The sequence below is a fragment of the Trinickia acidisoli genome, from assembly GCF_017315725.1.
Classification (GTDB): domain Bacteria; phylum Pseudomonadota; class Gammaproteobacteria; order Burkholderiales; family Burkholderiaceae; genus Trinickia; species Trinickia acidisoli.
Map to the genome: position 1 here is coordinate 2,193,049 of NZ_JAFLRG010000001.1, position 25,738 is coordinate 2,218,786.

23 protein-coding genes and 1 other RNA gene are annotated in these 25,738 nt (G+C 64.4%); 12 read left to right on the plus strand and 12 right to left on the minus strand.

All coding sequences use genetic code 11. The features are described from left to right. Window positions 1-71 precede the first annotated feature (71 nt). Window positions 72-2,663 carry a DNA polymerase III subunit gamma/tau gene (gene dnaX / locus J3485_RS10055; RefSeq protein ID WP_206952324.1) on the minus strand — a complete coding sequence of 864 codons (2,592 nt, stop codon included), beginning with the start codon at window positions 2,661-2,663 and terminating at the stop codon, window positions 72-74. 7 nt (window positions 2,664-2,670) lie between these two features. Between dnaX and J3485_RS10060 the strand changes: the two genes are divergently transcribed. Beyond that, complete coding sequence (locus tag J3485_RS10060; protein ID WP_206952325.1) at window positions 2,671-2,892, plus strand: hypothetical protein; 222 nt, start codon at window positions 2,671-2,673, stop codon at window positions 2,890-2,892. Here J3485_RS10060 and ffs read toward each other — a convergent pair. After that, window positions 2,888-2,986: signal recognition particle sRNA small type (gene ffs / locus J3485_RS10065), an RNA gene on the minus strand. The two genes, J3485_RS10060 and ffs, sit on opposite strands and share 5 nt — an antisense overlap. Window positions 2,987-3,351: 365 nt before the next feature. Here ffs and trxA point away from each other — a divergent pair. The 6 genes from trxA to J3485_RS10095 all read left to right on the plus strand — a co-directional run bounded on the left by trxA (window position 3,352) and on the right by J3485_RS10095 (window position 9,908). Beyond that, the gene (gene trxA, locus J3485_RS10070) at window positions 3,352-3,678 is read left to right on the plus strand and encodes a thioredoxin TrxA (RefSeq protein WP_102647006.1); all 327 of its coding nucleotides are present in this window, start codon (window positions 3,352-3,354) and stop codon (window positions 3,676-3,678) included. A 187-nt stretch (window positions 3,679-3,865) separates the two neighbouring features. Further along, window positions 3,866-5,128 carry a transcription termination factor Rho gene (rho, locus tag J3485_RS10075; protein WP_206952326.1) on the plus strand — a complete coding sequence of 421 codons (1,263 nt, stop codon included), beginning with the start codon at window positions 3,866-3,868 and terminating at the stop codon, window positions 5,126-5,128. Window positions 5,129-5,190: 62 nt separating this feature from the next. Further along, complete coding sequence (locus tag J3485_RS10080; protein ID WP_206952327.1) at window positions 5,191-6,042, plus strand: M90 family metallopeptidase; 852 nt, start codon at window positions 5,191-5,193, stop codon at window positions 6,040-6,042. Between the two features lie 254 nt (window positions 6,043-6,296). Beyond that, complete coding sequence (locus tag J3485_RS10085; RefSeq protein WP_206952328.1) at window positions 6,297-6,560, plus strand: type B 50S ribosomal protein L31; 264 nt, start codon at window positions 6,297-6,299, stop codon at window positions 6,558-6,560. Between the two features lie 204 nt (window positions 6,561-6,764). After that, window positions 6,765-8,525, plus strand: a complete 1,761-nt coding sequence (locus J3485_RS10090; RefSeq protein WP_206952329.1) for an ArnT family glycosyltransferase — start codon at window positions 6,765-6,767, stop codon at window positions 8,523-8,525. Between the two features lie 6 nt (window positions 8,526-8,531). Beyond that, the gene (locus tag J3485_RS10095; protein WP_206952330.1) at window positions 8,532-9,908 is read left to right on the plus strand and encodes an MATE family efflux transporter; all 1,377 of its coding nucleotides are present in this window, start codon (window positions 8,532-8,534) and stop codon (window positions 9,906-9,908) included. A gap of 9 nt (window positions 9,909-9,917) precedes the next feature. On the opposite strand, the gene J3485_RS10100 is transcribed toward J3485_RS10095, so the two are convergent. The 4 genes from J3485_RS10100 to J3485_RS10115 all read right to left on the minus strand — a co-directional run bounded on the left by J3485_RS10100 (window position 9,918) and on the right by J3485_RS10115 (window position 14,207). Then, window positions 9,918-10,340 (minus strand): carboxymuconolactone decarboxylase family protein, encoded by a 423-nt coding sequence (locus tag J3485_RS10100; protein WP_206952331.1) that lies wholly within the window; start codon window positions 10,338-10,340, stop codon window positions 9,918-9,920. Beyond that, window positions 10,283-10,777, minus strand: coding sequence for a MerR family transcriptional regulator (locus J3485_RS10105; protein WP_206952332.1), 495 nt, complete (start codon window positions 10,775-10,777; stop codon window positions 10,283-10,285). Before J3485_RS10105 ends, J3485_RS10100 begins: the two co-directional genes overlap by 58 nt. A 151-nt stretch (window positions 10,778-10,928) precedes the next feature. Next, window positions 10,929-13,526: an ATP-dependent chaperone ClpB gene (gene clpB, locus J3485_RS10110; RefSeq protein WP_206952333.1), complete on the minus strand. Its 2,598-nt coding sequence runs from the start codon at window positions 13,524-13,526 to the stop codon at window positions 10,929-10,931. A gap of 162 nt (window positions 13,527-13,688) precedes the next feature. Then, window positions 13,689-14,207, minus strand: coding sequence for an Rrf2 family transcriptional regulator (locus tag J3485_RS10115; RefSeq protein ID WP_206952334.1), 519 nt, complete (start codon window positions 14,205-14,207; stop codon window positions 13,689-13,691). Between the two features lie 233 nt (window positions 14,208-14,440). Here J3485_RS10115 and J3485_RS10120 point away from each other — a divergent pair, with 233 nt between their 5' ends. Next, window positions 14,441-15,013 carry a group III truncated hemoglobin gene (locus tag J3485_RS10120; protein ID WP_242538539.1) on the plus strand — a complete coding sequence of 191 codons (573 nt, stop codon included), beginning with the start codon at window positions 14,441-14,443 and terminating at the stop codon, window positions 15,011-15,013. A 131-nt stretch (window positions 15,014-15,144) separates the two neighbouring features. Here the strand turns inward: J3485_RS10120 and moaE are convergent, their stop codons facing one another. The 6 genes from moaE to J3485_RS10150 all read right to left on the minus strand — a co-directional run bounded on the left by moaE (window position 15,145) and on the right by J3485_RS10150 (window position 21,498). Next, the gene (gene moaE / locus J3485_RS10125; protein WP_206952335.1) at window positions 15,145-15,636 is read right to left on the minus strand and encodes a molybdopterin synthase catalytic subunit MoaE; all 492 of its coding nucleotides are present in this window, start codon (window positions 15,634-15,636) and stop codon (window positions 15,145-15,147) included. Between the two features lie 35 nt (window positions 15,637-15,671). Continuing rightward, window positions 15,672-15,929: a molybdopterin converting factor subunit 1 gene (moaD, locus tag J3485_RS10130; protein ID WP_206952336.1), complete on the minus strand. Its 258-nt coding sequence runs from the start codon at window positions 15,927-15,929 to the stop codon at window positions 15,672-15,674. 39 nt (window positions 15,930-15,968) lie between these two features. Then, entirely contained in the window at window positions 15,969-17,225 is a 1,257-nt protein-coding gene (locus tag J3485_RS10135; protein ID WP_206952337.1) for a molybdopterin molybdotransferase MoeA, read from the minus strand. A 144-nt stretch (window positions 17,226-17,369) separates the two neighbouring features. Continuing rightward, complete coding sequence (gene thrC, locus J3485_RS10140; protein ID WP_206952338.1) at window positions 17,370-18,821, minus strand: threonine synthase; 1,452 nt, start codon at window positions 18,819-18,821, stop codon at window positions 17,370-17,372. A gap of 34 nt (window positions 18,822-18,855) precedes the next feature. Beyond that, window positions 18,856-20,181, minus strand: coding sequence for a homoserine dehydrogenase (locus J3485_RS10145; RefSeq protein ID WP_206952339.1), 1,326 nt, complete (start codon window positions 20,179-20,181; stop codon window positions 18,856-18,858). Between the two features lie 66 nt (window positions 20,182-20,247). Beyond that, window positions 20,248-21,498 (minus strand): pyridoxal phosphate-dependent aminotransferase, encoded by a 1,251-nt coding sequence (locus J3485_RS10150; protein WP_309477001.1) that lies wholly within the window; start codon window positions 21,496-21,498, stop codon window positions 20,248-20,250. A gap of 356 nt (window positions 21,499-21,854) precedes the next feature. Here J3485_RS10150 and J3485_RS10155 point away from each other — a divergent pair, with 356 nt between their 5' ends. The 4 genes from J3485_RS10155 to J3485_RS10170 all read left to right on the plus strand — a co-directional run bounded on the left by J3485_RS10155 (window position 21,855) and on the right by J3485_RS10170 (window position 25,736). Further along, window positions 21,855-22,229, plus strand: a complete 375-nt coding sequence (locus J3485_RS10155) for an Mth938-like domain-containing protein (protein WP_242538540.1) — start codon at window positions 21,855-21,857, stop codon at window positions 22,227-22,229. 100 nt (window positions 22,230-22,329) lie between these two features. Continuing rightward, window positions 22,330-24,066 (plus strand): glycosyltransferase family 39 protein, encoded by a 1,737-nt coding sequence (locus tag J3485_RS10160; protein ID WP_206952341.1) that lies wholly within the window; start codon window positions 22,330-22,332, stop codon window positions 24,064-24,066. A gap of 35 nt (window positions 24,067-24,101) precedes the next feature. Continuing rightward, the gene (locus J3485_RS10165; RefSeq protein ID WP_206955751.1) at window positions 24,102-24,473 is read left to right on the plus strand and encodes an SMR family transporter; all 372 of its coding nucleotides are present in this window, start codon (window positions 24,102-24,104) and stop codon (window positions 24,471-24,473) included. Window positions 24,474-24,581: 108 nt separating this feature from the next. Further along, on the plus strand, window positions 24,582-25,736 hold the full coding sequence (locus J3485_RS10170) for a DegT/DnrJ/EryC1/StrS family aminotransferase (RefSeq protein ID WP_206952342.1): 1,155 nt from the start codon (window positions 24,582-24,584) through the stop codon (window positions 25,734-25,736). Window positions 25,737-25,738 lie beyond the last annotated feature (2 nt).

Sequence of the window (25,738 nt, forward strand, 5' to 3'; positions counted from 1 at the left end):
ACACCGCGAATGGGTTATCGGGAATATAGCGCTCGTTCGTCGCGGCCGGCAGCGCACCGTCGGACTTACGCTCAGCGCGCCGCGGCTCCCGCCTCGGCATCGGGCGACACCGGTCTTACCGAGTCCGGCACGATGCTCGCGCCGAACTCGCGTATCAGCGATTGCACGAAAGGATCGGCGCCGATCTCGCGCTCGGCGTCGCGCTGCCGCTCCGCACGCGCAGCCGCCTCGAGCACTGCGGCTGTCCGATGCGCTGGGCCGACTGCGACACGCACGTCGACGCTTTGGCCGAGTTTCTCGGCGAGCGCGGCCTTCAATTTCGCCACTTGCACGGCGTCCGCGTATTGCGGCACCGGGACGCTCAGCACGAACGTCTGGCCGTCGAGCCCGGTCAACTCGCTGTTGAACGCCAACTGGTGTGCGACGCCCGTCAGAGCGAGGCTGCTCGCAAGCGCCGGCCAATCGCCCGAGAACCCTACGGCATTAAGGGCAATAGGCGCAGGCAGCTTGCTGAGATCGACGGCCGGCGTCGCCGGTACCGCCGGCGCTTCGAAGCGCGCGCCCAGGCGCACGTCGTCGGGCCCGACGCCGAACGCCGGCGCGAACCCCTCGTCGGGCGACCCGGCAAAGTAGTCGTCTTCCGATGACGGCGGCGGATAGTCGTCGAGCGGCGGCATGTCGTCCCACGGAGCGGGAGCGGACGATGACGCCATATCGGGCGGCGCCGAGCGCGCCGACTCCGGTTCGGGCTCGGCGGCGCGCGCGCGCGGTGTCGGAACCGCGACGGGTGCGCGTGGCACCGCCGGCTTGATCGGTACCGCAGCGACGGGCTTGGACGAAGCTCGGTTGCGATCGGTCGATACGCGCAAGCCGGCGTTGCGCAAGACATCGAGCGCGGCACTCGCACCGCCCGCGCGCGAACGCTCTTCGGGCTGCGGCTGCGCCATGGACTGAGGCGGTGCGGATGCACTTGCCTGCGCATCGGGCATATCGGCGGGCAATGCGTTCGACTCAGGTCCGCGCATTGGCACCACGCGCGCCGCCGCCTGAATGGCTGGGGCGCGCGGCGACTCCGCCGTTTGCTCGACCGATTCGATTGCTTGCCGGGTCGTTTCAGTCGTGTCGGTCGCTTGCTTGCTCGACTCGGCAGTTTGTTCGACCGATTCGGTTGCCTCCGCAATCGGTGCGACACCCTCGCTCGGCATCGGGGCAGCTTCGCCGCTCGGGCGGACTGCACTCGATGCGGACGAAGCGGCGGCCTGCGCTGCTGCCGCATCGACAGGAATCGACTCCGTGCCGCTGAGCGCACGCCGTTCGGCCACGCTGCCGGCATCGATCGCCGCGGCCTGCGCCTGCGCGGCAGACGGCTCCGCGCGGGGCGGCTGCATCGACGACGCGCCGGTCGGTGCCTCCAACGGTATCGGGCGCGAAGCGGCGGGGCTGGCGGCGCCATGAACGATGGCGCCTCGGTTCGCTTGCGTCGGCACGTCCGCGGCGCGGTGGCCGGCTGCGCCGATGGCTGTAGCAGCCGGGCCGGCACGCTTCGGCGCTGGTCCCGATGGGCCCGATCCGGGCGGCAACGCCGGCTCGAACGCGAGCATGCGCAACAACGTCATCGTGAAACCCGCATATTCGTCGGGCGCGAGCCCGAGTTCCGCGCGCCCGAGCGTGGCAATCTGATAGAACAACTGGACCTGCTCAGGCGTCAGCGCCTCGCCGAATCGACGCAGATCGCTTGCCTCGGGCCACTCCTCGAGCACGGAAGCCGGCGCGAACTGCGCCCAGGCCACACGATGGAGCAGACCCGCCAAGTCTTGCAGCGCCGTGGAAAACGACAGGCTGCGCAAAGCCATTTCGTCGGCGATCGACAAGACGAGCGAACCGTCGCCGGCGACGATCGCATCGAGCAATCGAACCAGATAGCTCTGATCGAGCGCGCCGAGCATGCCGCGTACGGCTTCCTCGGTCACTTGATTGGCGGAATAGGCAATTGCCTGATCGGTCAGCGACAGTGCGTCGCGCATGCTGCCCTCGGCCGCCCGCGCGAGCAGCCGCAGCGCTTGGGGCTCGAAAACGATCTGCTCGGCCGCGAGAATTTTTTCGAGATGATCGACGATATGGCCGGCCGGCATCTGCTTCAGATTGAATTGCAGACAGCGCGAAAGCACGGTGACCGGGATCTTTTGCGGGTCAGTCGTCGCCAGGATGAATTTGACGTGCGGCGGCGGCTCCTCCAGCGTCTTCAGCATCGCGTTGAAGGCGTGGTTCGTCAGCATGTGCACTTCGTCGATCATATAGACCTTGAAGCGCGCATCGACAGGCGCGTAGACCGCACGCTCGAGCAAGGCGGCCATTTCATCGACGCCGCGATTGCTCGCCGCGTCCATTTCGACGTAATCGATGAAACGCCCTTCGTCGATTTCACGACATGCGCGGCAAACGCCGCAGGGCGCGGCCGTGATGCCCGTCTCGCAATTGAGCGCCTTGGCGAAGATGCGCGACAGCGTCGTCTTGCCGACGCCGCGCGTTCCGGTGAACAGATAGGCGTGGTGCAGACGCGCGCCGTCGAGCGCGTGCGTGAGCGCGCGCACGACGTGTTCTTGTCCGACGAGCGAGGCGAAATCCCTCGGTCGCCACTTGCGTGCGAGAACTTGATAGGTCATCGCGAAATTGTATCAGCAACGCTGCGGCGTCAATGCAACTGCGCGCGTGCGCGAAGCACGGCAAAGCGCCACCCGGAAAACGGAACGGCAAGCCCAGCGGCAATTTGAAAACAAGGCAAAGGGAAATGCGGAAACGATGCCGAGCATCGGCGAGACAAAACGAAGAAGCGCGCGAAGAAGCGCGGTGAAAAACGCAGAGAAGAAAAACAAGGAAGAAAAGCGAAGGTGACGAGCCTGACCCTCGGCACTGGTGGAAAACGGCTGTGGCTGCTTCGTTCCCGACCTGACCAGGTTGACCGCCCCTCCATGCGAGGAGGCCCGTCACGTCGCATTCTATCATCGCTTTCGCGCGACGCGCGACTGCTGCCAGCGGATTTCTTTCGCGATGCAGCGCGCGGGCGACGTCGACCGCGCGCTGCATCCACGTGCATCCCCCCACGTGCGGCAGCGCGCCTGTCGTGGCTATCGCTTCGCACGACGCATAGCAATTTGGGCTAATATGACCGTTAGACGACCCGCAACCGCGCGAGCCTTCGGCATCGAGTGGCTCGCACGTTTTCCTGCGAAGCCAGCGCCCCCGTTCCCAGCATGTCCGGCCGATCGCACGCGCTCGGAACGATTTCCCGTTTTGGTGTATCGTGGCGAGCAATTTCAGACGCGGGCCCCGAACCCGAAGAGGTACTTTTACATGAGCGAACAAATCAAGCACATCAGCGACGCATCGTTCGAACAGGACGTCGTGAAATCCGACAAGCCTGTGCTTCTCGATTTTTGGGCCGAGTGGTGTGGCCCGTGCAAAATGATTGCCCCGATCCTCGATGAAGTCGCGAAGGATTACGGCGATCGCCTTCAGATCGCCAAGATCAATGTCGACGAGCACCAATCCACGCCGGCCAAGTTCGGCGTGCGCGGCATCCCGACGCTGATCCTGTTCAAGAATGGCGCTGTGGCGGCCCAAAAGGTCGGCGCACTGTCGAAGTCGCAATTGACGGCATTCCTCGACAGCCATCTATGACGGAACGGCCGAGCCTGTTGCAACCGGACAACAGGCTCGGCACACGGCACGGCAATAATCGGGCGGCGCCTGGCCTGTGCTATGCTAGAATCATAAGACTTCAAGACGTATAAGTCTCTGAGCGGTTCCGCTCAACTCTCCTCCCACATTTCTTTTCGTCGCATCTTCTCCCCGGCGGGATTTCCGTATGCATTTATCCGAGCTTAAGTCTCAGCACGTGTCTCAATTGATCGAGATGGCGAATGGCCTCGAGATCGAAAGCGCGAACCGCCTGCGCAAGCAGGAACTGATGTTCGCGATTCTGAAAAAGCGCGCCAAGACCGGCGAGACCATTTTCGGCGACGGCACGCTCGAAGTGCTGCCCGACGGCTTCGGCTTCCTGCGCTCGCCAGAAATGTCGTACCTCGCGAGCACGGACGACATCTACATCAGCCCTTCGCAAATCCGTCGCTTCAACCTGCACACGGGTGACACGATCGAAGGGGAAGTACGTACGCCGAAGGACGGCGAGCGCTACTTCGCGCTCGTGAAAGTCGATAAGGTCAACGGGCAGCCTCCCGAGGCCTCGAAACATAAGATCATGTTCGAGAACCTCACGCCGCTGCACCCGAACAAGCCACTCTTGCTCGAGCGCGAAATGCGCGGCGAGGAAAACGTCACGGGCCGCATCATCGACATGATCGCCCCGATCGGCAAGGGCCAGCGCGGCCTGCTCGTGGCATCGCCGAAGTCGGGCAAGACGGTCATGCTTCAGCACATCGCGCACGCGATCAAGCAGAACCACCCCGATGTCGTGCTGTTCGTGCTGCTGATCGACGAACGCCCCGAGGAAGTGACCGAAATGCAGCGCTCGGTGGCCGGCGAAGTGATCGCCTCCACGTTCGACGAGCCTGCCACGCGCCACGTGCAAGTGGCCGAGATGGTCATCGAAAAGGCCAAGCGTCTCGTCGAGATGAAGCACGACGTGGTCATTCTGCTCGATTCGATCACGCGTCTCGCACGCGCCTACAACACCGTCATCCCCGCTTCGGGCAAGGTGCTCACGGGCGGTGTCGATGCCAACGCGCTGCAACGCCCGAAGCGCTTCTTCGGCGCGGCGCGCAACATCGAGGAAGGCGGCTCGCTGACGATCATCGGCACGGCGCTCATCGAAACGGGCAGCCGCATGGACGACGTCATCTACGAAGAGTTCAAGGGCACGGGCAACATGGAAGTGCACCTCGAGCGACGCCTCGCGGAGAAGCGCGTGTACCCGTCGCTCAACTTGAACAAGTCGGGCACGCGCCGCGAAGAGCTGCTGATCAAGCCCGAGATTCTTCAAAAAGTCTGGGTGCTGCGCAAATTCATCCACGACATGGATGAAGTCGAAGCGATGGAGTTCTTGCTCGACAAGATCCGCCAGACGAAGAGCAACTCAGAGTTCTTCGATCTGATGCGCCGCGGCGGCTAACGCACCCGCGCCGCCATCGTCCAGCAACGAAGGCGGCGCTCACCGACAATCGTCTCGCCCCGATGCTCTCCACGCTCACGCGCTGGCTCGATACGCGTTGTCGCGAACGCGCGCTGCGCGCGCATGCCATCGACGATACGCTCTGGCAGGCCACGCTCGACGGTTTGCCCTTTCTCAGCCATCTCGATACGGGCGATCTCGTGCGCCTGCGCGAGATGACGAGCCTGTTCATCGCTCGCAAGCAATTCTCCACCGCGCACGAACTCGCGCTCACCGACGCAATGATCGTCGGCATCGCCGTGCAGGCCTGTTTGCCGGTTCTGAATCTAAGCCTCGATCTCTACCGGGGATGGGTCGGCATCACAGTCTACCCGGGCGAGTTCGTGATCCGCAAAACGGTCGAGGACGAAGACGGAATCGTGCATGAAGTCGAGCACGACGCGAGCGGCGAAGCATGGGAAGGCGGCCCGGTCATCCTGTCGTGGGAAGACGCGCAATTGACGGACGGCCGCGACGCTTACAACGTCGTCATCCACGAATTCGCGCATAAGATCGACATGCTGACGGGCGAAACGGATGGCCACCCGCCGCTGTTTCGTCGCTGGCATGCTCCGCTCGACGCCCAAGCCTGGGCCGACGTGTTCGATCATGCCTATGACCGTTTTTGCGCCCGCGTGGACGCCGTTCCGCGCCGGCGCTGGGCACGCTTCGAGCACGAATCGTTGATCGACCCATACGCGGCCGATCACCCTTCCGAGTTCTTCGCCGTGTGCAGCGAAGCGCTATTCGTGCAACCGCTGGCGTTCGAAGCACAATACCCCGAGCTTTACCGGCTGCTCGCGCGCTACTATCGCCAAGATCCGGCCCGCAAAGGCGTCCTCGCCAACACGCGCACGCCCGAGAACACCGGCTGACATGGGGCGGGCCCACACGGCGCGGCGAGAGCCGATGGCGGTACGAAGGATGCATCGCGAAGCACGAATCATTCGTCAACCGCCTGATTTTCTGGCATAATCGCCGTTTTTCGACCTTAGGCAAGTGGCTTGCGCCTTCGGCTCGCTACGCGCTCGCCTGCTTCAAGACACTCTGAGACACTTCGGAACACACGAGAGGCGCGTCGCACAGCGGTCCCGCGTGGGTTGGCTACCGACAGACCAAAGGAAACACCATGAAAGAAGGCATTCACCCCAATTACCGCGAAGTCGTTTTCCACGACCTGTCGAACGGCTTCATGTTCGTGACGCGCTCGACGATCCAAACGCGCGAGACGGTCGAGTTCGACGGCAAGACGTATCCGCTTGCCAAGATCGAAGTTTCGTCGGAATCGCACCCGTTCTACACGGGTCAGCAAAAGATCATGGACACGGCCGGCCGTGTCGAGAAGTTCAACAAGAAGTTCGGTGCGCGCGCAGCCGGCAAGGCCGCGAAGTAAGTACGCGCCGCGAGCCATGCGCCCGGCCGTCACGCCGGATCGAACCGAAGGGCAGCCGCAAGCTGCCCTTTTTTATTGGTGCGATCGACGTCAGCGCGCATCGCATGGCGGGCAATGCTCGCCGCGACTACAATGCCGGATCGTCCGCGCCGAGGCGCCCGGCTCCATGAGCAAAACAACCGCCGTCCGAGATCCGAAGCCTGCATGAGACCCGTCGTTCGCCTCACCGCTTCCGCCACGCGCGCGCTTCCGCGCTGGCTGTTGCTCACGCTTTGCATCGTCTATGCGGCATTCGGCCTCTTCGGCCGCGATCCGTGGAAGAACGAGGATGCCGCGGGCTTCGGCGTCATGTGGACGATGGCCGGCGGCCACACGCACGATTGGCTGCTGCCCAATCTCGTCGGCAAGTTCATCACCGATGACGGGCCGCTCGGCTACTGGTTCGGCGCGCTTGCGATCCGCGCGCTCGCGCCGTGGGTCGATGCCGCCGACGCCTCGCGAGTCGCCACGGGCTTGCTGTTTTGCGCGACGTGCGCGTTCGTCTGGTATGCCGCCTATCTTCTCGGCCGTCGAGCCGAAGTGCAGCCGTTCAAGTACGCTTTCGGCGGCGAGCCGGAGCCGCGCGACTACGGACGCACACTGGCGGACGGCGCACTGCTGATTCTCGTCGCTTGCTTCGGGCTTGCCGAGCGCGGGCACGAAACCACCCCGCAACTCTCGCAATTCATGGGCGTCGCCATGCTCGTCTACGGACTCGTGCGCGGCGCCGACAAACCGGTACAAGGCTCGCTTTGGTGGGCGTTCGCCCTCGCACTGCTCGCGGCGTCGGGCAATCCCATGCTCGTCGTCGCGCTGCTCGTCAGCACGTTGGCGATGATCGTCATCGTGCCCGAACTGCGCTCGCCGTGGCTGCCGCTCGTCGGGCTGCCGCTCGCGGTTGCGCTATCGCTCACGTGGCCGCTCGTCGTCTTGCACGCCTATCCCGACGACGCGCGCTGGTTCATCGAGCAATGGATCAACAGCAGCATCAACCGCTTCTCCGCGCCACCGGGGCACGTCTGGCTCTACGCGCTCAAGAACCTGCCGCTGTTCACGTGGCCCGCTTGGCCGCTGGCACTTTGGTCGTGGGTCAGTTGGGGCGGCCTGCGCCGCAAACCGCACATCGCGATTCCCGTGTCCGTCGCGCTGCCGCTGCTGTTCCTCGCCGTACTGCAAAGCCATCAAACGAACCGGCTCTATATCCTGCTGCTGCCGCCGCTCGCCACGCTGGCCGCGTTCGCGCTACCAACGCTCAAGCGCGGCGCGATCAACGCGTTCGATTGGTTCGCCGTGCTGAGCTTCTCGATCCTCGGCATCTTCGTCTGGCTCGTGTGGCTCGCGGCGCAAACCGGTTTTCCACACCCGCTCGCGCGCAATCTCACGCGTCTCGTGCCGGGCTTCGTGCCGCAATTGAGCCTCCTGTCGTTCGTCTGCGCGGTGGCCGCGACCGCTTGCTGGCTCATGCTCGTGCGCTGGCGAATTGCCCGTCATCCCAAGGTGCTCTGGCGAAGCGTCGTCCTCTCGAGTGCGGGAACAACGCTGATGTGGGTGCTGCTGATGACCCTCTGGCTGCCGATGGTCAACTACAGCCGGACCTATCGCGACGTCGCGCTGCAAATCGCCGCACACCTGCCCGACGATTACACCTGCATCTCGCCCGTCAGGCTCGGCGATGCGCAGCTCGCGTCGTTCGCCTACTTCGCGGATATGCAGTTCTCGTTCAGTCAGGACTGCGATGTGTTGCTGCGGCAAGACGCCGCCGACTTCAGCGCACCGAGCCCGATGCTCAATTACGCGTGGAAGCTCGTCTGGGAAGGCCGGCGCGCAGCCGATCGCGACGAACGGTTCCGGCTCTACGTGCGCGTCGATCGGCCGGTGCCGACGATCGCCCGACATCGCCACATCGTGCGCAAGCGCCAACCTTGACGCCCCATGTTCGCTGACATACGCAAAATCGCCGGCCTCGCATGGCCGGTGCTGATCGGCCAACTGGCCATCATCGCGTTCGGCGTCATGGACACGGTCATGGTGGGCCGCTACTCGGCCGTCGACCTGGCCGCGCTCGGGCTCGGCTCGTCCGTCTACGTCTCGGTGTTCGTTGGCTTGACGGGTGTCGTGCTCGCTTTGCAGCCGATCAGCGGGCAACTCTTCGGCGCGCGGCGCTACAGCGAAATCGGCGAAGAAGTCCGCCAGGGGCTGTGGTTGTCGGCGGGGCTGACCGTGCTCGGTTTCGCCGTGATGTTTTTCCCGGAGCCGCTGCTCGCGATTGCGCGTGTGCCGCCCGTGCTGCACGAGCGCACGGAAGCGTATCTGCGCATCGCGGCGCTCGGCTTGCCCGCGAGTCTCGCTTTTCGCGTGTATACGGCACTCGCGAACGGCGTCGGAAAACCGCGGCTCGTGATGCTGCTGCAAGTCGGTGCGCTGCTTGTCAAGATTCCGCTCAATTTGTGGTTCATCTTCGGCGGGCTCAGCGTCCCCGCACTCGGCGGCCCAGGCTGTGCGCTCGCCAGCACCGTCATCAACTACGTGCTCGCCGCGACCGGCCTCGCGTTGCTCGCGAAGCTCGACTTTTTCAAGCCGTTCGAGATCTTCAAGCACTTTTGCTGGCCCGAGCGGCACCGGCAGATGGCCTTGCTCAAACTCGGGGTGCCGATGGGGCTCTCGTTTCTGATCGAGGTGACGTCGTACACGTTCATGGCGCTGTTCATCGCGCGCTTCGGCACGACGACGCTGGCCGGCCATCAGATCACCGGCAACTTCGGCGCCGTGCTCTATATGACGCCGATGTCGATCGGCATCGCCACGTCGACGCTCGTCGCGCAAGCGCTCGGCGCCGGGCGGCATGAGGCCGCGCGCACGCTGGCGCTGCGGGGCATCGTCATGGCATGTACGATCGGCCTCTGCTATGCCTCGCTGGGAATCGTGCTGCGACCGGAGATTCTTGCGGGCTACACGACGAATGCAGCCGTCGTCGCGGCCGCGATGCCGCTACTGCCGATCATGCTCGTCTATCACCTCTTCGATACGTTCCAGACAGTCACGGCCTTCGTCCTGCGCGCCTACAAGGTCGCCGTCGTACCCACTGTCATCTATGCGTTCGCGCTGTGGGGCGTGGGCCTCGGCGGCGGCTATCTGCTCGGCTTCGACGTCGGCGGCGCCGTGCCGACCTGGCTGATCGGCGCACGCGGATTTTGGGCCGCGAGCGCCGCCAGTCTGGCTGTAGCCGGCACCGGCCTATTCCTGCATTGGCGAGCGATCAGCCGGCGCCGCGCAAACGAAACGCAGGCCGCACACGCCGACGTCGCTTGAGAAAGACGTTCAGGCAGCAGCGGCAGTGGCCGCATCGTGTGCGTCTCGCGCCGCGAACACCTCACGCGCAGCGAAAAGCGCGTTCAGTGCAGCCGGAAAACCGGCGTAGACCGCCATCTGCATGAATATTTCGACGATTTCCTCGCGCGTGCAGCCGACGTTGAGCGCACCTTCGATATGCACCTTGAGTTGCGGCTGGGCATTGCCGAGCGCGGCCAGTGCGGCAATCGTCGCGATCTCGCGGGATTTGAGGTCGAGCCCCGGCCGGCTGTAGACGTCGCCGAAGGCGAATTCGATCAGCAACCGCGCGAAATCCGGCGCGATCGGCGCCAACGATTCGACGACGCGCTCTCCGGCTTGGCCGTCGACCTCCTTCAGCTTTGCCCATCCGAGCGTGTAGCGGTCGTTGTTTGCGTTCGTGTCGATTGCCATGGTTGATCCTTTGACGGTTGAGGATTGTGCTTGCTATCCGTCATGTCGGGAGCCTGTTCCGGCGTGAGCAGGCCCTGCACCATCGCGTCGTAAGCGCAGATCTTCTGCTCGATCGCCGCTAGGTTCGCCTGCCACTGCCGCAGTTCCTCCTGCACCGCGTCGCGGTGTTCGAGGAGCAGCGCGCGCCGCTCGGCGGCCGTCGCAGGGCCTTGGGCTCGCAGCGCGGCGATCGCTTGCATCCCCGCGATCGGCATCCCCGTTGCTTTGAGCCGCATCACGAACCGCAGCCATTCGATATCGGCCGGCGAGTAGAGGCGATGCCCCGCGCCCGAGCGAGACACGGACCGAATCAGCCCGGCTTGCTCGTAATAGCGCAGCGTGTGCGTCGAAACGCCGAGCGCTTCGGCCATGCGACCAATCGTGAGTGCTTCCGACATAACGACCTCAACGTTAAGACTTCGAGCGCACTCGAAGTCAAGCGCCTTTCGCGCAGGTTCGAAAAAAAACGGCCGAGCGTACGCGCACTCGGCCGTTCGAGGCTGGGTTCGAGACTGTCCCGGCGCCGGGCACGCGCCCGGCCAAGAGACGTCAATGCACGACGCGCTCGAACACGAACTTGCCCCCCTCCACCCCGACCGGAATCACGTCCTTCGGGCCGAACCGCCCCGAGAGAATCAGCTTGGCGACCGGGTTCTCGATCTCCTGCTGGATCGCCCGCTTCAGCGGCCGGGCGCCGAACAGCGGATCGTAGCCGACCTTCGCGATTTGCTCGAGCGCGGCATCCGATATCACGAGCTGCATCTCGAGCTTCGCGAGCCGCTCGTGCAACCGCTGCAGTTGAATCTTCGCGATCGATTCGATGTTGCTGCGGTCGAGCGAGTGGAAGACCACGACTTCATCGATCCGGTTCAAGAACTCGGGGCGGAAATGCTGCTTGACCTCCGTCCAAACCGCATCGTGCACCGCTTCCTGCGGTTCGCCGGCCATCGACTGGATCATCTGCGAGCCGAGGTTCGACGTCATGACGATGACCGTGTTCTTGAAGTCGACCGTGCGGCCCTGACCGTCGGTCATACGCCCGTCGTCGAGCACCTGCAGCAGCACGTTGAAGACGTCGGGGTGCGCCTTCTCGATTTCGTCGAGCAAAATCACGCTGTATGGCTTGCGGCGGACGGCTTCCGTCAGATAGCCGCCTTCCTCGTAGCCGATATAACCCGGCGGCGCGCCGATCAGCCGCGCGACACTGTGCTTTTCCATGAATTCGCTCATGTCGATCCGGATCAGATGCTCCTCGGAATCGAACAAGAACGAGGCCAGCGCCTTGCACAGCTCGGTCTTGCCGACGCCGGTGGGGCCGAGAAAAAGGAACGAGCCATACGGCCGGTTGGGATCGGCCAAGCCCGCGCGCGAGCGACGAATCGCATCGGCCACGGCAACGATCGCCTCGTCTTGTCCGACGACGCGCTCGTGCAGCTTCGACTCGATCTGCAACAGCTTCTCGCGCTCGCCTTGCATCATTCGCGACACCGGGATGCCCGTCGCGCGCGAGACCACCTCGGCAATTTCCTCGGCGCCGACGTGCGTGCGCAGCAGCCGTCGATGCGTCGGGTTGTGCTGCTCCTTGGCCTCCGCCTGCGTCACTTGCTTCAGACGCGTTTCGAGCTCGGGCAGCTTGCCGTATTGAAGCTCGGCCACCTTCTCGAGCTTGCCTGCGCGCTGCAACCGCGTGATTTCCGCGCGCGTCTTCTCGATCTCTTCCTTCAACTGCGCGCTGCCCTGCACGGCAGCTTTCTCGGCCGTCCAAATCTCTTCGAGATCCGAGTACTCGCGGTTGAGCCGATCGATTTCCTCTTCGATCAATTGCAGCCGCTTTTGCGACGCTTCGTCTTTCTCCTTCTTCACCGCCTCGCGCTCGATCTTGAGTTGGATCAAGCGGCGATCGAGCCGGTCCATCTCCTCGGGCTTCGAATCGATCTCCATCTTGATCTTGGACGCTGCCTCGTCGATCAGATCGATCGCCTTGTCCGGCAGAAAGCGATCGGTGATATAGCGATGCGAGAGCTCGGCCGCCGCAACAATGGCCGGATCGGTGATCTCGACGCCGTGGTGCAGTTCGTATTTTTCCTGCAGACCGCGCAGGATCGCGATCGTCGCCTCGACCGACGGTTCATCGACGAGCACCTTTTGGAAGCGGCGCTCGAGCGCTGCGTCTTTTTCGATGTATTTGCGATATTCGTCGAGGGTCGTCGCCCCGATGCAATGCAACTCGCCGCGTGCGAGCGCCGGCTTGAGCATGTTGCCGGCATCTATTGCACCCTCCGCCTTGCCCGCACCGACCATCGTATGGATTTCGTCGATGAAAACGATCGTCTGGCCTTCGTCGCGCGCGATGTCATGCAAGACGGCCTTGAGCCGCTCTTCGAACTCGCCGCGATACTTCGCGCCCGCGAGCAGCCCCGCCATGTCGAGCGACAAAACGCGCTTGCTCTTGAGCGACTCGGGCACCTCGCCGTTGACGATACGCTGCGCAAGCCCTTCGACGATCGCCGTCTTGCCGACACCCGGCTCGCCGATGAGCACGGGATTGTTCTTCGTGCGGCGCTGCAAGATCTGGATCGAACGGCGAATCTCATCGTCGCGGCCGATGACGGGGTCGAGCTTGCCGGAACGCGCGCGTTCGGTCAGATCGATCGTGTACTTCTTGAGCGCTTCGCGCTGGCTCTCGGCGTCGGCACTATGGACCTGCGCGCCGCCTCGCACGGCAGCGATCGCCGCTTCGAGCGACTTGCGCGCGAGGCCGTACTGGCGCGCGAGCCGCCCCGCTTCGCCCTTGTCATCGGCAACGGCGAGCAGGAACATTTCGCTCGCGATGAACGTGTCGTTCAACTGCTGGGCTTCTTTATCGGCTTGATTGAGCAAGCCGCTCAACTCGCGGCTGATCTGTACGTTGCCGTCGGTACCCTGCACTTGCGGCAAGCGCGAGACAGCCTCGCTCAGCGCCGTTTGCAACGCCTGCACGTGCACGCCGGCACGCGACATCAGCGAGCGGGCCGAGCCGTCCTGTTGGGCAACGAGCGCCGCCAACACGTGCACGGGTTCGATGTATTGCTGACCGCGACCGATCGCGAGGCTCTGGGCATCGGCGAGCGCTTCTTGGAACTTGGTGGTGAGCTTGTCGATTCTCATGAAGAGACCTCCAATTTTTGACTATCACCAAAATGAGGCGCTCTCGGCTCGTTTCAAGCGATTTTTTGCAGTGCCGGTAGGCGAGCGGGGTCGATAGACGAGTGATGCCGCTCTGGAGGCGATGCCCGTGGAGCCCCCGACCGCTTCCGGCGTCGCCCCTCTTTATGGCTCGCTACGGCCCTCGCGGCGGCCTACGTCGGTGATCGGCACCACCGGCCGCGTTCGCTCTCCAGCGGCGACCGGAAGGCCAAGCAGCTCGGCAAGCGCCGCACCCGGGCCTGCAAGCTCGCCGAGCGTATGCCGGTCGAGTTCCGCAAGGAAGGCGCCGCGAGCCGCTTCGAATACGTGCTTGAGGCGACACTGCGGCTCGATGACGCAACTGCGCGGCTCCGCACCCTCGCGCGGGAAGCAGCCGACGATCGCGAAGTCGCTTTCGGTGCCGCGCACCACCTCGCCGATGGTCAGGCCAAGCGAGCGGGCGTTGAGCCGCAGCCCGCCGTTTCGGCCCCGGACGGTCTCGATCCAGCCAAGCTCGCCAAGCCGCTGCACGACCTTCATCAGATGATTCTTGGAAATGTCGTAGGCCTCGGAGATATCTTGGATCGTCGTGAGCCCCTCGTCGCGAACGGCCAAGAACAGCAGCACGCGCAAGGCGTAATCGGTGTAGTCGGTAAGTCTCATCGGCGGGCAACGGCTCGATTGGGGCACGGAGCGATTCGGCACGACGGACGTCGTCCTACGGCAAAACCGCACGGTGCAAAGGGTTGTTTAAGCGGCAACTTGACCATAACATGCATCGGGCGCGCAGCTATCATGAGTCTCGTGCCGATACTTGGTTTCCGATAATTTAGCTTGCTTTGCGTGCGGTTTGCGCCAAATCCGGCCCCAAATCGTGTGCGCGATACCGCAATTCGATGTCTACCTCTACTCATCCAGGCAATACCGGCGCCGACGCGACTCCCGTGCGCTATCACGCGCCTACGGAAGCGAACATCCGCGAACTCGTTTATGCGTTTTACGATCGCGTCCGGGCCGACTCGCTGCTCGGCCCCGTTTTCGACGCGGTGCTCGAAGGCCGATGGGACAGCCATTTACCGAAGATGTGCACGTTCTGGGGCAGTCTCGTGCTCGGCGACAAGCGATACCGCGGCAACGTTCAGCAAGCGCATCAGCCGCTCGAGGGCATCGAGCCCCGTCATTTCAGCCGCTGGCTTCATCTGTTTCTCGATACTGTCTGCGATCGTTACGAGCCGGCCGCGGCCGTACGCTTCATCGAACCCGCGCTGCGCATCGCGCAAAGCCTGCAACTGAGCCGATTCGGCTGGGATTACACCGTCCCGCCCGAGCAGCAAGCCCTACTCGCGCGCATCGCGCCGAAGCGCGGCCCCCGCGACGATGTGACGCATGCCAGCACAGCGCGCCCCCGCGAGCCGTTCCCGACCAAAATCATCGGCCGCTCGGCCGAGCCCGAGCCCGACGTCGACTGAAGCGACTAAGCTTGCCGGCAGTTCCGCCCGCACGGCAACGGCTGGCCCCGGCGGCGGACCGCACCGCGCTATCTCGCGCTGTATCGCAGTGCCGCCACCTCCCGCGCCAGCCTCGCTGGCGTGACGCTGCATCAATCAGGCGCTTCGTCGCCGGGCGTGGCGTTCGCCGCCGCGATTCCCCAGCGTTCGAGCGCGGCGTCGTCGGAGACGCGCGCGTCGACCCAGCGTTCGCCGCTAGGCGTCGTCTCTTTTTTCCAGAACGGTGCTTGCGTCTTCAAGTAGTCCATGACGAACGCGCAGGCGTCGAACGCGTCGTGCCGATGCGCCGACGTCGCCGCCGCCAGAACGATCTGGTCGCGCGGGTAGAGCTTGCCGACCCGGTGCACGATCAACACTTCCGACCCCGGCCAGCGCCGTCTCGCCTCTTGCACGATCGCTTCGAGTGCTTTTTCGGTCATGCCGGGGTAATGCTCGAGTTCCATTGCGGCGACGTCTTCGCCGTCGCTCAAATCGCGCACGGTTCCGACGAAGGCCACGACGGCCCCGACCCGCGGGTTTTCGGCACGCAGCGCGGCGATTTCGGTCGATAGATCGAAGTCTTCGATTTGAACGCGAACAGTCATGTCATCTGGCCCCAGCTTGTATCGCCGATACGCATTCAGCCGCCCGTGACCGGTGGGAAAAACGCGACTTCGCAGCCGTCCGTCAAGCGCGCTCCGGCGTCCGTCATCGTGTGGTTGCAGGCCATGCGCAGTGCGCGCCCTTCGGCTAGCGTGTCCGCCCACGCGCCGCCGCGCGTGCGCAGCCATATGCGGACATCACCGACGGTCGCGACGCCATCGGGCACGTCGACCGTTTCCTCGGCAAGACCCAACGCCTCGCGCACGCCTGCAAAATACCTCAACTCAATTTTCATGGGATGCCGCACCAAGATGCCGCGCGATCGACTGCGCCGTCAACCGAGCAATTCGGAAAAAGGAAGGAAACGCACCGTCTCGCCAGCGCTGATCGTATGATGCGGCGGGTTATCGATCAACCCGTCTCCCCATACCGTCGACGTCAACACCGCGGAGCTCTGGTTCGGGAACAGATCGAGCCCGCCCGCGGCATTCACGCGAGCACGCACGAACTCGTTGCGGCGGTCGCCCTTGGATTGCGTGAAGTCGGCACGCAGCGAAACGGCACGCGGTGCGACCTCGCGAACCCCTGCGAGACGCAGCAGGAATGGGCGAACGAACAGCAAGAATGTGACGAAGCTGGAAACGGGGTTGCCCGGCAAGCCGATGAAATGCGTTTCGCCGGCCTGTTCGCCCGCGGCAGCGCGACGCACCGCACCGAATGCAAGCGGCTTGCCAGGCTTCATCGCGATCTGCCAGAGAGCGAGGCGCCCCAGCGATTCGACGGCCGGCTTCACGTGATCCTCTTCGCCGACCGACACGCCCCCCGAGGTCAAGATCAAATCGTGCTCGCGCGCGGCGGCGGCCAGCGCGTCGCGCGTCGCATCGAAGCGGTCGGGCACGATGCCGAGGTCGGTCACCTCGCAATTAAGGCGCGTCAATAGGCCGCGTAGCGTAAAGCGGTTCGAGTTATAGATGCCGCCCGGCGCGAGCGGCTCGCCCGGCATCGTCAACTCGTCGCCCGTGAAGAATACGGCGACTTTCAAGCGGCGCGTGACCTCGAGCGTCGCCGAGCCGATTGATGCTGCGAGTCCGAGCGCTTGCGGCGTCAGGCGCGTGCCGGCCGGCAAAATGATTGCGCCGCGGCGAATGTCGGCGCCTTGCGCCGTGATCCATTCGCCCGCTTTGGGCGTGTGCAGGATCGTCACGGCATCGCCGTCCGCTTCGGTTTGCTCTTGCATCACGACAGCATCCGCGCCGGGCGGCACCGGCGCGCCCGTAAAAATGCGCGCGGCCGTGCCCACGGCCAACGGTTGCGGCGATTGGCCCGCGGGTACCCGCTGCGAAACCGGCAGGCGGCGCTCGCCGTGGAAAAGATCGGCTACGCGCACGGCATAGCCGTCCATCGCGCTCGTATGCACGGGCGGCACATCGAGTTCGGATACGACGTCGGCGGCCAGAACGCGCCCTAGCGCATCGAGCGTCGCGACCGTTTCGGTTTCGGCGATGGGATTTGCGGCGGCAAGCAGCGTGGCAAGCGCTTCGGCCGTCGACAAGAGCGGGCCGCGCGGGGCGGCATGGGTCGGCGTGGACATCGGCAAGCGATTCTCGCGGCGAAAACCCTCATTGTAGCGACGCTCCCGCCAATAGGGCATATGCCGAACGGCAACTCGCGCATGCGCAAGCTGCAACGGGTGACGCACACCACTTCGCGCCACCCCGAGCCGCTCGTCGGACGCTCAATCGCCCGTATGCGCCGCGATGAACGCCTTCACGCCCGTGGCATCGGCGGGTAGCACCTCGAAGCGTTGCGGCAGCGATTCCAGGCCGGCGAACGCCGCGGGCCGTTGCGGATCGCGCCCCAGCGCCTCGCGTATCGTCTCGCCGAACTTGATCGGCTGCGCCGTCTCCAGCACGACCATCGGCACGCCGGCATCCAAGTGCTCGCGCGCGACCTTGAGCCCGTCGGCCGTATGGGTGTCGATGACTTGGCCATAGCGCGACTCGACGTCGCGGATGGTCGCGACACGATCGTCGTGCGTGCTGCTGCCCGAAACGAAGCCGAACTCGCGCACGCGAGCAAAATCGCCGCTCGCGTTCAGATCGAACCCGCCCTTTTCCTCAACGTCGCGGAACAGTTGCAACACGCGCGCCGGATCGCGGCCGAGCAGATCGAACACGAAGCGCTCGAAGTTCGACGCCTTCGAAATGTCCATGCTGGGGCTGCTCGTGTGGTAAGTCTGAGCCGCCCCGCGCACGCGATAGGCACCCGTGCGGAAGAACTCGTCGAGCACGTCGTTTTCGTTCGTGGCGACGACGAGCTTTTCGATCGGCAGCCCCATCATCCGGGCGATGTGCCCCGCGCACACGTTGCCGAAATTGCCCGACGGCACGGTGAACGAGACGCGCTCGTCGTTCGATTGCGTCGCCGCGAAATACCCCTTGAAGTAGTAGACGACCTGCGCCACGACACGGGCCCAGTTGATCGAATTGACGGTGCCGATCCGTTGCCGCGCCTTGAACGCGTGATCGTTCGAGACGGCCTTCACGATGTCCTGGCAATCGTCGAAAACCCCTTCGATCGCCAAGTTGAAGATGTTCGGCTCCTGCAAGCTGTACATCTGGGCCGTCTGGAACGCACTCATCTTGCAATGCGGCGAGAGCATGAAAACGCGAAGGCCGGCCTTGCCGCGCATGGCGTACTCGGCCGCGCTGCCCGTATCGCCGGAGGTCGCGCCAAGAATATTGAGCGTCTGCCCGTGCTTGGCCAGCGTGTACTCGAACAAATTGCCGAGCAATTGCATCGCCATGTCCTTGAACGCCAGCGTCGGCCCGTTCGACAGGGCGAGCAGCGAGAGCGGCGCGCCATGCTCGACGCCGAGCGGCACGAGCGGCGTGATCGCGTTCGCGTCCTCGCCGGCGCGCACGTTGCCGTAGACGTCGGCCCGGTAGGTGCGGCGCGTGAGCGCATGCAAATCGGCGGCGGGAATGTCGTCGCAGAACTTGCCGAGCACCTCGAACGCGAGATCGGCGTACGGCAGCGCGCGCCAGCGCGCGAACTCCTCGGCCGTCACGCGCGGGTACTCGGCCGGCAGATAAAGCCCGCCGTCCTTGGCAAGGCCCGCGAGCAAGATGTCGGAGAACGTATGGCGCTCGCCGATGCCGGCGCCGCGCGTAGAGATGTAGTTCATGGTCGGCTTCGTGACTTCGATTTCAGTGACAGGCTCAGCTTTGCGCTTCGATCCGAAGCCGCGTGACGTTCGAGACGACTGTCGAAAGCGCTTCGATGCGTGCGATGGCCGCGTTGACGTTCTTCTCGAGCGTATCGTGCGTGATGATGACGACATCGGTCTCGCCGTTGTCGGCGATCTGCTCCGCCTCCTTTTGCAGCAAGGCGTCGATCGAGATACCGGCATCGGCCAGGATGCGCGTGATGTCGGCCAGCACGCCCGTTACGTCCGCCACGCGCAAACGCAAGTAATAACCGCTCGTCACTTCTTCGATCGGCAGCACCGGCGTATCGGCCAAGCTTTGCGGCTGGAATGCGAGGTGCGGCACGCGATGGCCCGGATCGGCCGTATCGAGGCGCGTCACGTCGACGAGGTCGGCGACGACGGCCGACGCCGTCGGCTCGGCCCCGGCGCCTTTGCCGTAGTACAGCGTCGTGCCGACGGCATCGCCATGTACCTCGACGGCGTTCATCGCGCCCTCGACGTTCGCCAGCAGGCGCTTGGCGGAGATCAGCGTCGGGTGCACGCGCAACTCGATCCCATGCGTGGTGCGGCGCGTGATGCCGAGCAGCTTGATACGGTAGCCGAGATCTTCCGCGTATTTGATGTCGATCGAGGCGAGCTTGCTGATGCCTTCGACATAGGCGCGATCGAACTGCACCGGAATGCCGAACGCGATCGCGCTCATGATCGTGAGCTTGTGCGCCGCGTCCACGCCCTCGATGTCGAACGTCGGGTCGGCTTCGGCATAACCGAGCGCCTGCGCGGCCTCGAGCGCCGTCGCGAAATCGAGGCCGCGCTCGCGCATTTCGGAGAGGATGTAGTTCGTCGTGCCGTTGATGATGCCCGCGATCGACTGAATGCGATTGGCCGTCAGCCCTTCGCGCAACGCCTTGATGATCGGAATTCCGCCGGCCACGGCCGCCTCGAACGCCACCATCACGCCCTTGGCGCGCGCCGCCTCGAAGATCTCGGTGCCGTGCACGGCGAGCAGCGCCTTGTTCGCCGTGACGACATGCTTGCCATGCGCGATCGCCCGCAGCACGAGTTCGCGCGCGATGCCGGTGCCGCCGATCATTTCGGCAACGATGCCGACGGCCGGATCGTCGATCACGGCATCGAAGTCGTTGCCGACCTGCACTTCGCCCACGGCGTCGCCGAGCGCGGCGAGCGCCTTGGCGGGATTGCGCACGGCAATGCGCGCCACCTCGATCCCACGGCCGGCGCGGCGTTTGATCTCTTCCTGGTTGCGGCGCAGCACCGTGAAGGTGCCGCTGCCGACCGTGCCGAAGCCCAACAAGCCAACTTTGATCGGTTCCATGCAGCGTTTTCTAGTTAGATGAAACGTTGAAAAGGGGAAGCGCCCGGCCCTGCCGGCCGTGTGCGGCTAGGTGCCGTAGCGCTTGCGATAGCCTTCGAGAAAGCGCCCGATGCGGTTGATCGAGTCGGTCAGATCGTCGACGTTCGGCAAAAACACGACCCGGAAATGATCGGGCCGCGGCCAATTGAAGCCTGTACCCTGTACGAGCAGCACGCGTTCTTCGAGCAGCAGATCGAGAATGAATTGTTGATCGTTCTCGATCGGGTAGATCTTCGGGTCGAGCCGCGGGAACATGTACAAGGCCGCTTCGGGCTTGACGCAGCTCACGCCGGGAATCGCGTTGAGCATCTCGTAGGCGACCTGGCGCTGCCGGTAAAGACGCCCGTTCGGCGGCGCAATGAGATCGTTGATGCTCTGATAGCCGCCGAGCGCCGTCTGGATCGCATACTGTCCCGGCACGTTCGGGCACAGCCGCATCGACGCGAGGATGCCGAGCCCCTCGAAATAATCCTTGGCGTGGCGGCGATTCTCGCCCGTCAGGCCCGAGACGTACATCCAACCCGCGCGATAGCCGCACGAGCGGTAGCTCTTGGACAGGCTGTTGAACGTCACGGTCAGCACGTCTTCCGACAGCGCCGCAAGCGACGTGTGCTTTTTGCCGTCGTAGACGATCTTGTCGTAGACCTCGTCGGCAAACACGACGAGCCCATGCTGGCGGGCGATTTCGAGCAGATCGAGCAAAAGCTCGTCCGAATACAGCGCGCCGGTCGGGTTGTTCGGATTGATGACGACAAGCGCGCGAGTGCGCGGCGTGATCTTGGCGCGCAGATCGTCGAGGTCGGGCATCCACGCGTTCGACTCGTCGCACAAATAGTGGACGGGCGTGCCGCCCGAGAGGCTGACCGCGGCCGTCCAGAGCGGATAGTCGGGCGCCGGCAGCAGCACTTCGTCGCCATCGTTGAGCAGCGCCTGCATCGACATCACGATCAGTTCGGATGCGCCGTTGCCGATGTAGATGTCGTCGAGTTCGACCCCGGCCACGCCCTTTTGCTGCGAGTAATGCATGATCGCCTTGCGCGCGGCGAATACGCCTTTCGAATCCGAATAGCCCGAGGAGGCCGACAGATTGCGGATCATGTCCTGGATGATCTCGTCGGGCGCATCGAACCCGAACGGCGCCAGATTGCCGATGTTGAGCTTGATGATGCGATGCCCGTCTTCCTCCAGGCGCTTCGCGTGTTCGAGCACGGGTCCGCGGATGTCGTAGCAGACGTTGAGCAGCTTGTTCGATTTCAGAATCGGTTTCACGGCGGACACAGTTCCTGGGGAGGGCCGAAAGACGGGGCGCCGGCCGATCGAAAAAGGGCGATCGGCGTGCGCGAAAGCGTTGCTGCGCCCGGGCGGCGACGATTTCGCCGGGTGAAATGCGCGCGGCTGGCCAGCCCTGGCTGACGACGCGCTTGTGGCGCACGAACGGGGCGAGGCGGGGATTCGCTCGCGCGCGAGCACGATGCTGGGCGCCGCAGGGCGGCTAAAAAGTTATAATTTAGCGGATTTCGGCCGACTTTCGCAATGCACCATTTATCGCGAGAGCCCCTTTTGGCCTCGATGCGGGCCTCGATGCGGGCCTCGATGCAGGCCTCGGCCCGCCCGACAGAACTACGGAAACCGATTTGAAATTACATCCGGACCCAAGCGGCGCCCTCAACACGGTGACCGGTTATGGCGCCCATTACGTGGACGTCAATCTCGTGCGCCATGAAAGCAGCATCTTGCTGCTGCCCGACGCGCCGGTGCTCACATGGCCCGTGTCGTCGTTCGACGCGCTCGCGCCCGAGCATTTCGCGCTTCTGCTCGAGCAGGCGCCCGAAGTCGTCGTATTCGGCAGCGGCGCGCGCCTGCGCTTTCCTCACCCTCGGCTCACGGCGCCGCTCGCGGCCCGCCGCATCGGCATCGAGACGATGGACTTCATGGCGGCCTGCCGCACGTACAACATCCTGATGGCCGAAGGCCGGCGCGTAGCCGCGGCCCTGCTCATCGAGCAATGAACGCGCGAGCGCCCCGCTGGCCCGCGCCGGACCGCTCGCGCGCGAGCATGCGCACGCCCACCGCCTTTGGCCGACACCGATAGAGAATCACGCCGCCTCCATGCCGCTTCAACGTTATTCCCGCGCCAACGGCGCCGTTCAATCCGACCGCACCGCGCCACCGAGCGGCGCGACGACGCCCTGGCCCGTCGGCCCTGTCGCCGTCGTATTGCTGATCGTTGCCCTCGCGCTCCTCTGGTTCGTCCCCTTGGGCTGGCGACACCTCGTGCCGAGCGACGAGGGCCGCTACGCCGAGATGGCGCGAGAAATGTTTTTGACCGGTGACTGGATCACGCCGCGCTACAACGGCTACAAGTACTTCGAAAAGCCGCCGCTGCAAACCTGGATGAACGCCCTGACGTTCGCCTGGTTCGGCATCGGCGAGTGGCAGGCGCGGCTCTACACCGCGCTCACGGGTTTTGCCGGCATGCTCTTCGCCGGCTACACGAGCGCTCGCCTCGTGAATCGGACAGCCGGCATCGCCACCGCGCTCGTGCTCGCGAGTGCGCCGTACTGGCAATTGATGGGCCACTTCAACACGCTCGACATGGGGCTTGCGTTTTGGATGGAGGTCACGCTGTGCGCGATGTTGCTCGCGCAGCGTGTCGGCATCGGCGCGCGCGAAGCTCGGCTCTGGATGTGGCTGTGCTGGGCGGCGATGGCGCTCGCCGTACTGTCCAAGGGCCTCATCGGCGTTCTGCTGCCGGGGGCGGTACTCGTCCTCTACACGCTGATCGAGCGCGACTGGGCGCTCTGGAAGCGCCTCTATCTGCCAAGCGGCCTCGTCGTCTTCTTCGCGATCGCAACCCCCTGGTTCGTGCTCGTGCAAGCGCGTAACCCCGAGTTCTTCAAGTTCTTCTTCATCGTCCAGCAATTCGACCGATATCTGACACCCGAGCAAAACCGGCCGGGCCCCGTCTACTACTTCGTATGGGTCATGCTCGTGGGCTTCCTGCCCTGGTTGTCGCTCGCTTGGCAGAGCATTCGCCGCGCGCTCGCGCAGCCCAGGCAGCGGAACGGATTCGCGCCGGACAAGCTGCTCGTGATCTGGTGCGTGTTCATCTTTCTGTTCTTCAGCGCGTCCCACTCGAAGCTGGTGTCGTACGTGCTGCCGATCGCACCGGCGCTCGCACTCGTCATCGGCGCGTACCTCCCGCACGTCTCGCGCCGAGCCTGGCATCGCCATCTGCTCGGTTATGGCGCGTTTCTCGTCGTTGCGGCGATCGCCGCCGTCTTCATCGCGCGCTTCGGCGACGCGCGTACGCCGAATGCGCTGTACCGCGAATTTCGCGTCTGGGTGTTCGCGGCGATCGGCGTTGCCTTCGCTCTGACGCTGGCCGCCCTCGTCGTGCTGCGCCGCGCCGAGCGTGGCGTGCTGCCCTCGGCCATCGCTTTCGGCGCGGCCTGGGTGATGCTTTGCACGATCGCCGGCGCCGGGCACGAAGTGTTCGGCCGCCAAAGCTCGGGGGTGTTGCTCGCGCCGGCCGTCAAGGCGGCGCTCGCGCAGCAGCCGGCCGACACGCCGTTCTATTCGGTCGACGTGCTCGACCATACGATGCCGTTCTACGTCGGCCACACGATGATCATGGTCGCCAGCCCCGACGAGTTGCGCTTCGGCGTCACGCAAGAGCCGTCCAAGTGGGTGCCGACCGTCGCCGAGTGGATCGTGCGCTGGAAGGCCGACCCGCATGCGCTTGCCCTGATGCCGCCCGACGTCTACGACACGCTCGTTGCCCAGCACGTGCCGATGCGCGTGATCGCGCGCGATACCCGACGCGTCGTCGTCGAAAAGCCATGACCACCACCCAGCCGGCACAACCCACCGCCTATTCGATGAACCCGATATCTCTTTTCTGCATCCTGACGGGCGTCGCGCTGAACGCCGGCGCGCAACTGTTGCTGAAGGCCGGCGTGAATGCCGTTGGACACTTCGAATTCACCCGTGCGAACATTCTGCCGATCGGCCTGAAGCTCGCGATGCAGCTCCCGATCCTCTGCGGCCTCGGTTGCTACGTCGTCAGCGTCGTCGTCTGGATCGTCGGCCTCTCGCGCGTCGACGTGTCGATCGCCTATCCGATGCTTTCGCTCGGCTACGTGGTCAACGCCTTCGCGGCCTGGTATTTGTTCGGCGAAGTGCTGAGCCTGCAGCGTCTCGTCGGCATCGGCATCATCTTGCTCGGCGTGGTCGTGCTGGCGCGAAGCTGAGCGCGCGGCGAAGCGACGATCGCGCTTCGCGATGCAAAGACGAACAAGCACGCGGCGCCATCACGAGCGCCGCTATAACCCTAATTACTCCGTATTCGAGCAACACCCATGACCCAAGACTCTCTTCCTTTCCTGCCTTTCGTGCGTCCCGAGATCGACGAGGAAACGATCGCCGGCGTCGCCGAGGTGCTGCGCTCGGGCTGGATCACGACGGGCCCGCAAAACCAGGCGTTCGAACAGCAGCTCTCGGCGTTTTGCGGCGGCCGCCCGGTACGCACGTTCAACTCCGGCACGGCAACGCTCGAGGTGGGATTGCGCATCGCCGGCGTGGGCGCAGGCAACGAAGTGATCACGACGCCGGCGTCGTGGGTGGCCACGGCCAACGTGATTCTCGAGGTCGGCGCGACGCCCGTTTTCGTCGACATCGACCCCGTAACGCGCAACATCGACCTGAACCTGCTCGAAAAGGCCATCACGCCGCGCACGAAGGCAATCATCCCGGTCCATCTGGCCGGGTTGCCCGTCGATATGGATCGCCTCTACGACATTGCGCGCGCCTACAAGCTGCGCGTGATCGAGGATGCCGCGCAGGCATTCGGCTCGAGCTGGCGCGGAGAGCGCGTCGGCAAGCTCGGCGACATCGTCTCGTTCAGCTTCCACGCGAACAAGAACCTGACGTCGATCGAAGGCGGCGCACTCGTGCTCAATAACGAAGACGAAGCCGAACTGGCGCGCAAGTACCGGCTGCAGGGCGTTACGCGTCAAGGCTACGACGGCATGGACTGCGACGTGCTCGGCGGCAAGTACAATCTGACCGACGTGGCGGCGCGCGTCGGGCTGGGTCAGCTTGCCCACATGGAGCGGTTCCTGGCTCAGCGCAAGAAGCTCGCGCGCGCCTACTTCGCGGGGTTCGAAGGCGGCACCGCGCTCGCGCTCGGCATCGGGCTGCCGAAGGCGGATTTCGACAACGGCAATTGGCACATGTTCCAGATCACGCTGCCCGCGGAGCGACTGACGATCGATCGCGCCGGCTTCATGCAAAAGCTGCACGAAGATTATCGGATCGGCTCGGGCGTGCACTACCCGGCGATGCATCTGTTCACGCTCTACCGTGCGCGCGGTTTCGCGCCCGGCATGTTCCCGCACGCCGAGCGCTTCGGCGCGACGACGCTCACGCTGCCGATGTTTACGCTGATGACCGAGCGTGACGTGGCGCGCGTGTGCGGGGCCGTCAACGAGATCTGCGAACAATATGGGAAATAAGC

What these genes read in the sequence shown, in the direction of transcription:
- dnaX (WP_206952324.1), bottom strand. Translation starts at nt 2,663, where the DNA reads ATGACCTATCAAGTTCTCGCACGCAAGTGGCGACCGAGGGATTTCGCC.
- trxA (WP_102647006.1), top strand. Translation starts at nt 3,352, where the DNA reads ATGAGCGAACAAATCAAGCACATCAGCGACGCATCGTTCGAACAGGAC.
- rho (WP_206952326.1), top strand. Translation starts at nt 3,866, where the DNA reads ATGCATTTATCCGAGCTTAAGTCTCAGCACGTGTCTCAATTGATCGAG.
- J3485_RS10080 (WP_206952327.1), top strand. Translation starts at nt 5,191, where the DNA reads ATGCTCTCCACGCTCACGCGCTGGCTCGATACGCGTTGTCGCGAACGC.
- J3485_RS10085 (WP_206952328.1), top strand. Translation starts at nt 6,297, where the DNA reads ATGAAAGAAGGCATTCACCCCAATTACCGCGAAGTCGTTTTCCACGAC.
- J3485_RS10090 (WP_206952329.1), top strand. Translation starts at nt 6,765, where the DNA reads ATGAGACCCGTCGTTCGCCTCACCGCTTCCGCCACGCGCGCGCTTCCG.
- J3485_RS10095 (WP_206952330.1), top strand. Translation starts at nt 8,532, where the DNA reads ATGTTCGCTGACATACGCAAAATCGCCGGCCTCGCATGGCCGGTGCTG.
- J3485_RS10100 (WP_206952331.1), bottom strand. Translation starts at nt 10,340, where the DNA reads ATGGCAATCGACACGAACGCAAACAACGACCGCTACACGCTCGGATGG.
- J3485_RS10105 (WP_206952332.1), bottom strand. Translation starts at nt 10,777, where the DNA reads ATGTCGGAAGCACTCACGATTGGTCGCATGGCCGAAGCGCTCGGCGTT.
- clpB (WP_206952333.1), bottom strand. Translation starts at nt 13,526, where the DNA reads ATGAGAATCGACAAGCTCACCACCAAGTTCCAAGAAGCGCTCGCCGAT.
- J3485_RS10115 (WP_206952334.1), bottom strand. Translation starts at nt 14,207, where the DNA reads ATGAGACTTACCGACTACACCGATTACGCCTTGCGCGTGCTGCTGTTC.
- J3485_RS10120 (WP_242538539.1), top strand. Translation starts at nt 14,441, where the DNA reads ATGTCTACCTCTACTCATCCAGGCAATACCGGCGCCGACGCGACTCCC.
- moaE (WP_206952335.1), bottom strand. Translation starts at nt 15,636, where the DNA reads ATGACTGTTCGCGTTCAAATCGAAGACTTCGATCTATCGACCGAAATC.
- moaD (WP_206952336.1), bottom strand. Translation starts at nt 15,929, where the DNA reads ATGAAAATTGAGTTGAGGTATTTTGCAGGCGTGCGCGAGGCGTTGGGT.
- J3485_RS10135 (WP_206952337.1), bottom strand. Translation starts at nt 17,225, where the DNA reads ATGTCCACGCCGACCCATGCCGCCCCGCGCGGCCCGCTCTTGTCGACG.
- thrC (WP_206952338.1), bottom strand. Translation starts at nt 18,821, where the DNA reads ATGAACTACATCTCTACGCGCGGCGCCGGCATCGGCGAGCGCCATACG.
- J3485_RS10145 (WP_206952339.1), bottom strand. Translation starts at nt 20,181, where the DNA reads ATGGAACCGATCAAAGTTGGCTTGTTGGGCTTCGGCACGGTCGGCAGC.
- J3485_RS10160 (WP_206952341.1), top strand. Translation starts at nt 22,330, where the DNA reads ATGCCGCTTCAACGTTATTCCCGCGCCAACGGCGCCGTTCAATCCGAC.
- J3485_RS10165 (WP_206955751.1), top strand. Translation starts at nt 24,102, where the DNA reads ATGAACCCGATATCTCTTTTCTGCATCCTGACGGGCGTCGCGCTGAAC.
- J3485_RS10170 (WP_206952342.1), top strand. Translation starts at nt 24,582, where the DNA reads ATGACCCAAGACTCTCTTCCTTTCCTGCCTTTCGTGCGTCCCGAGATC.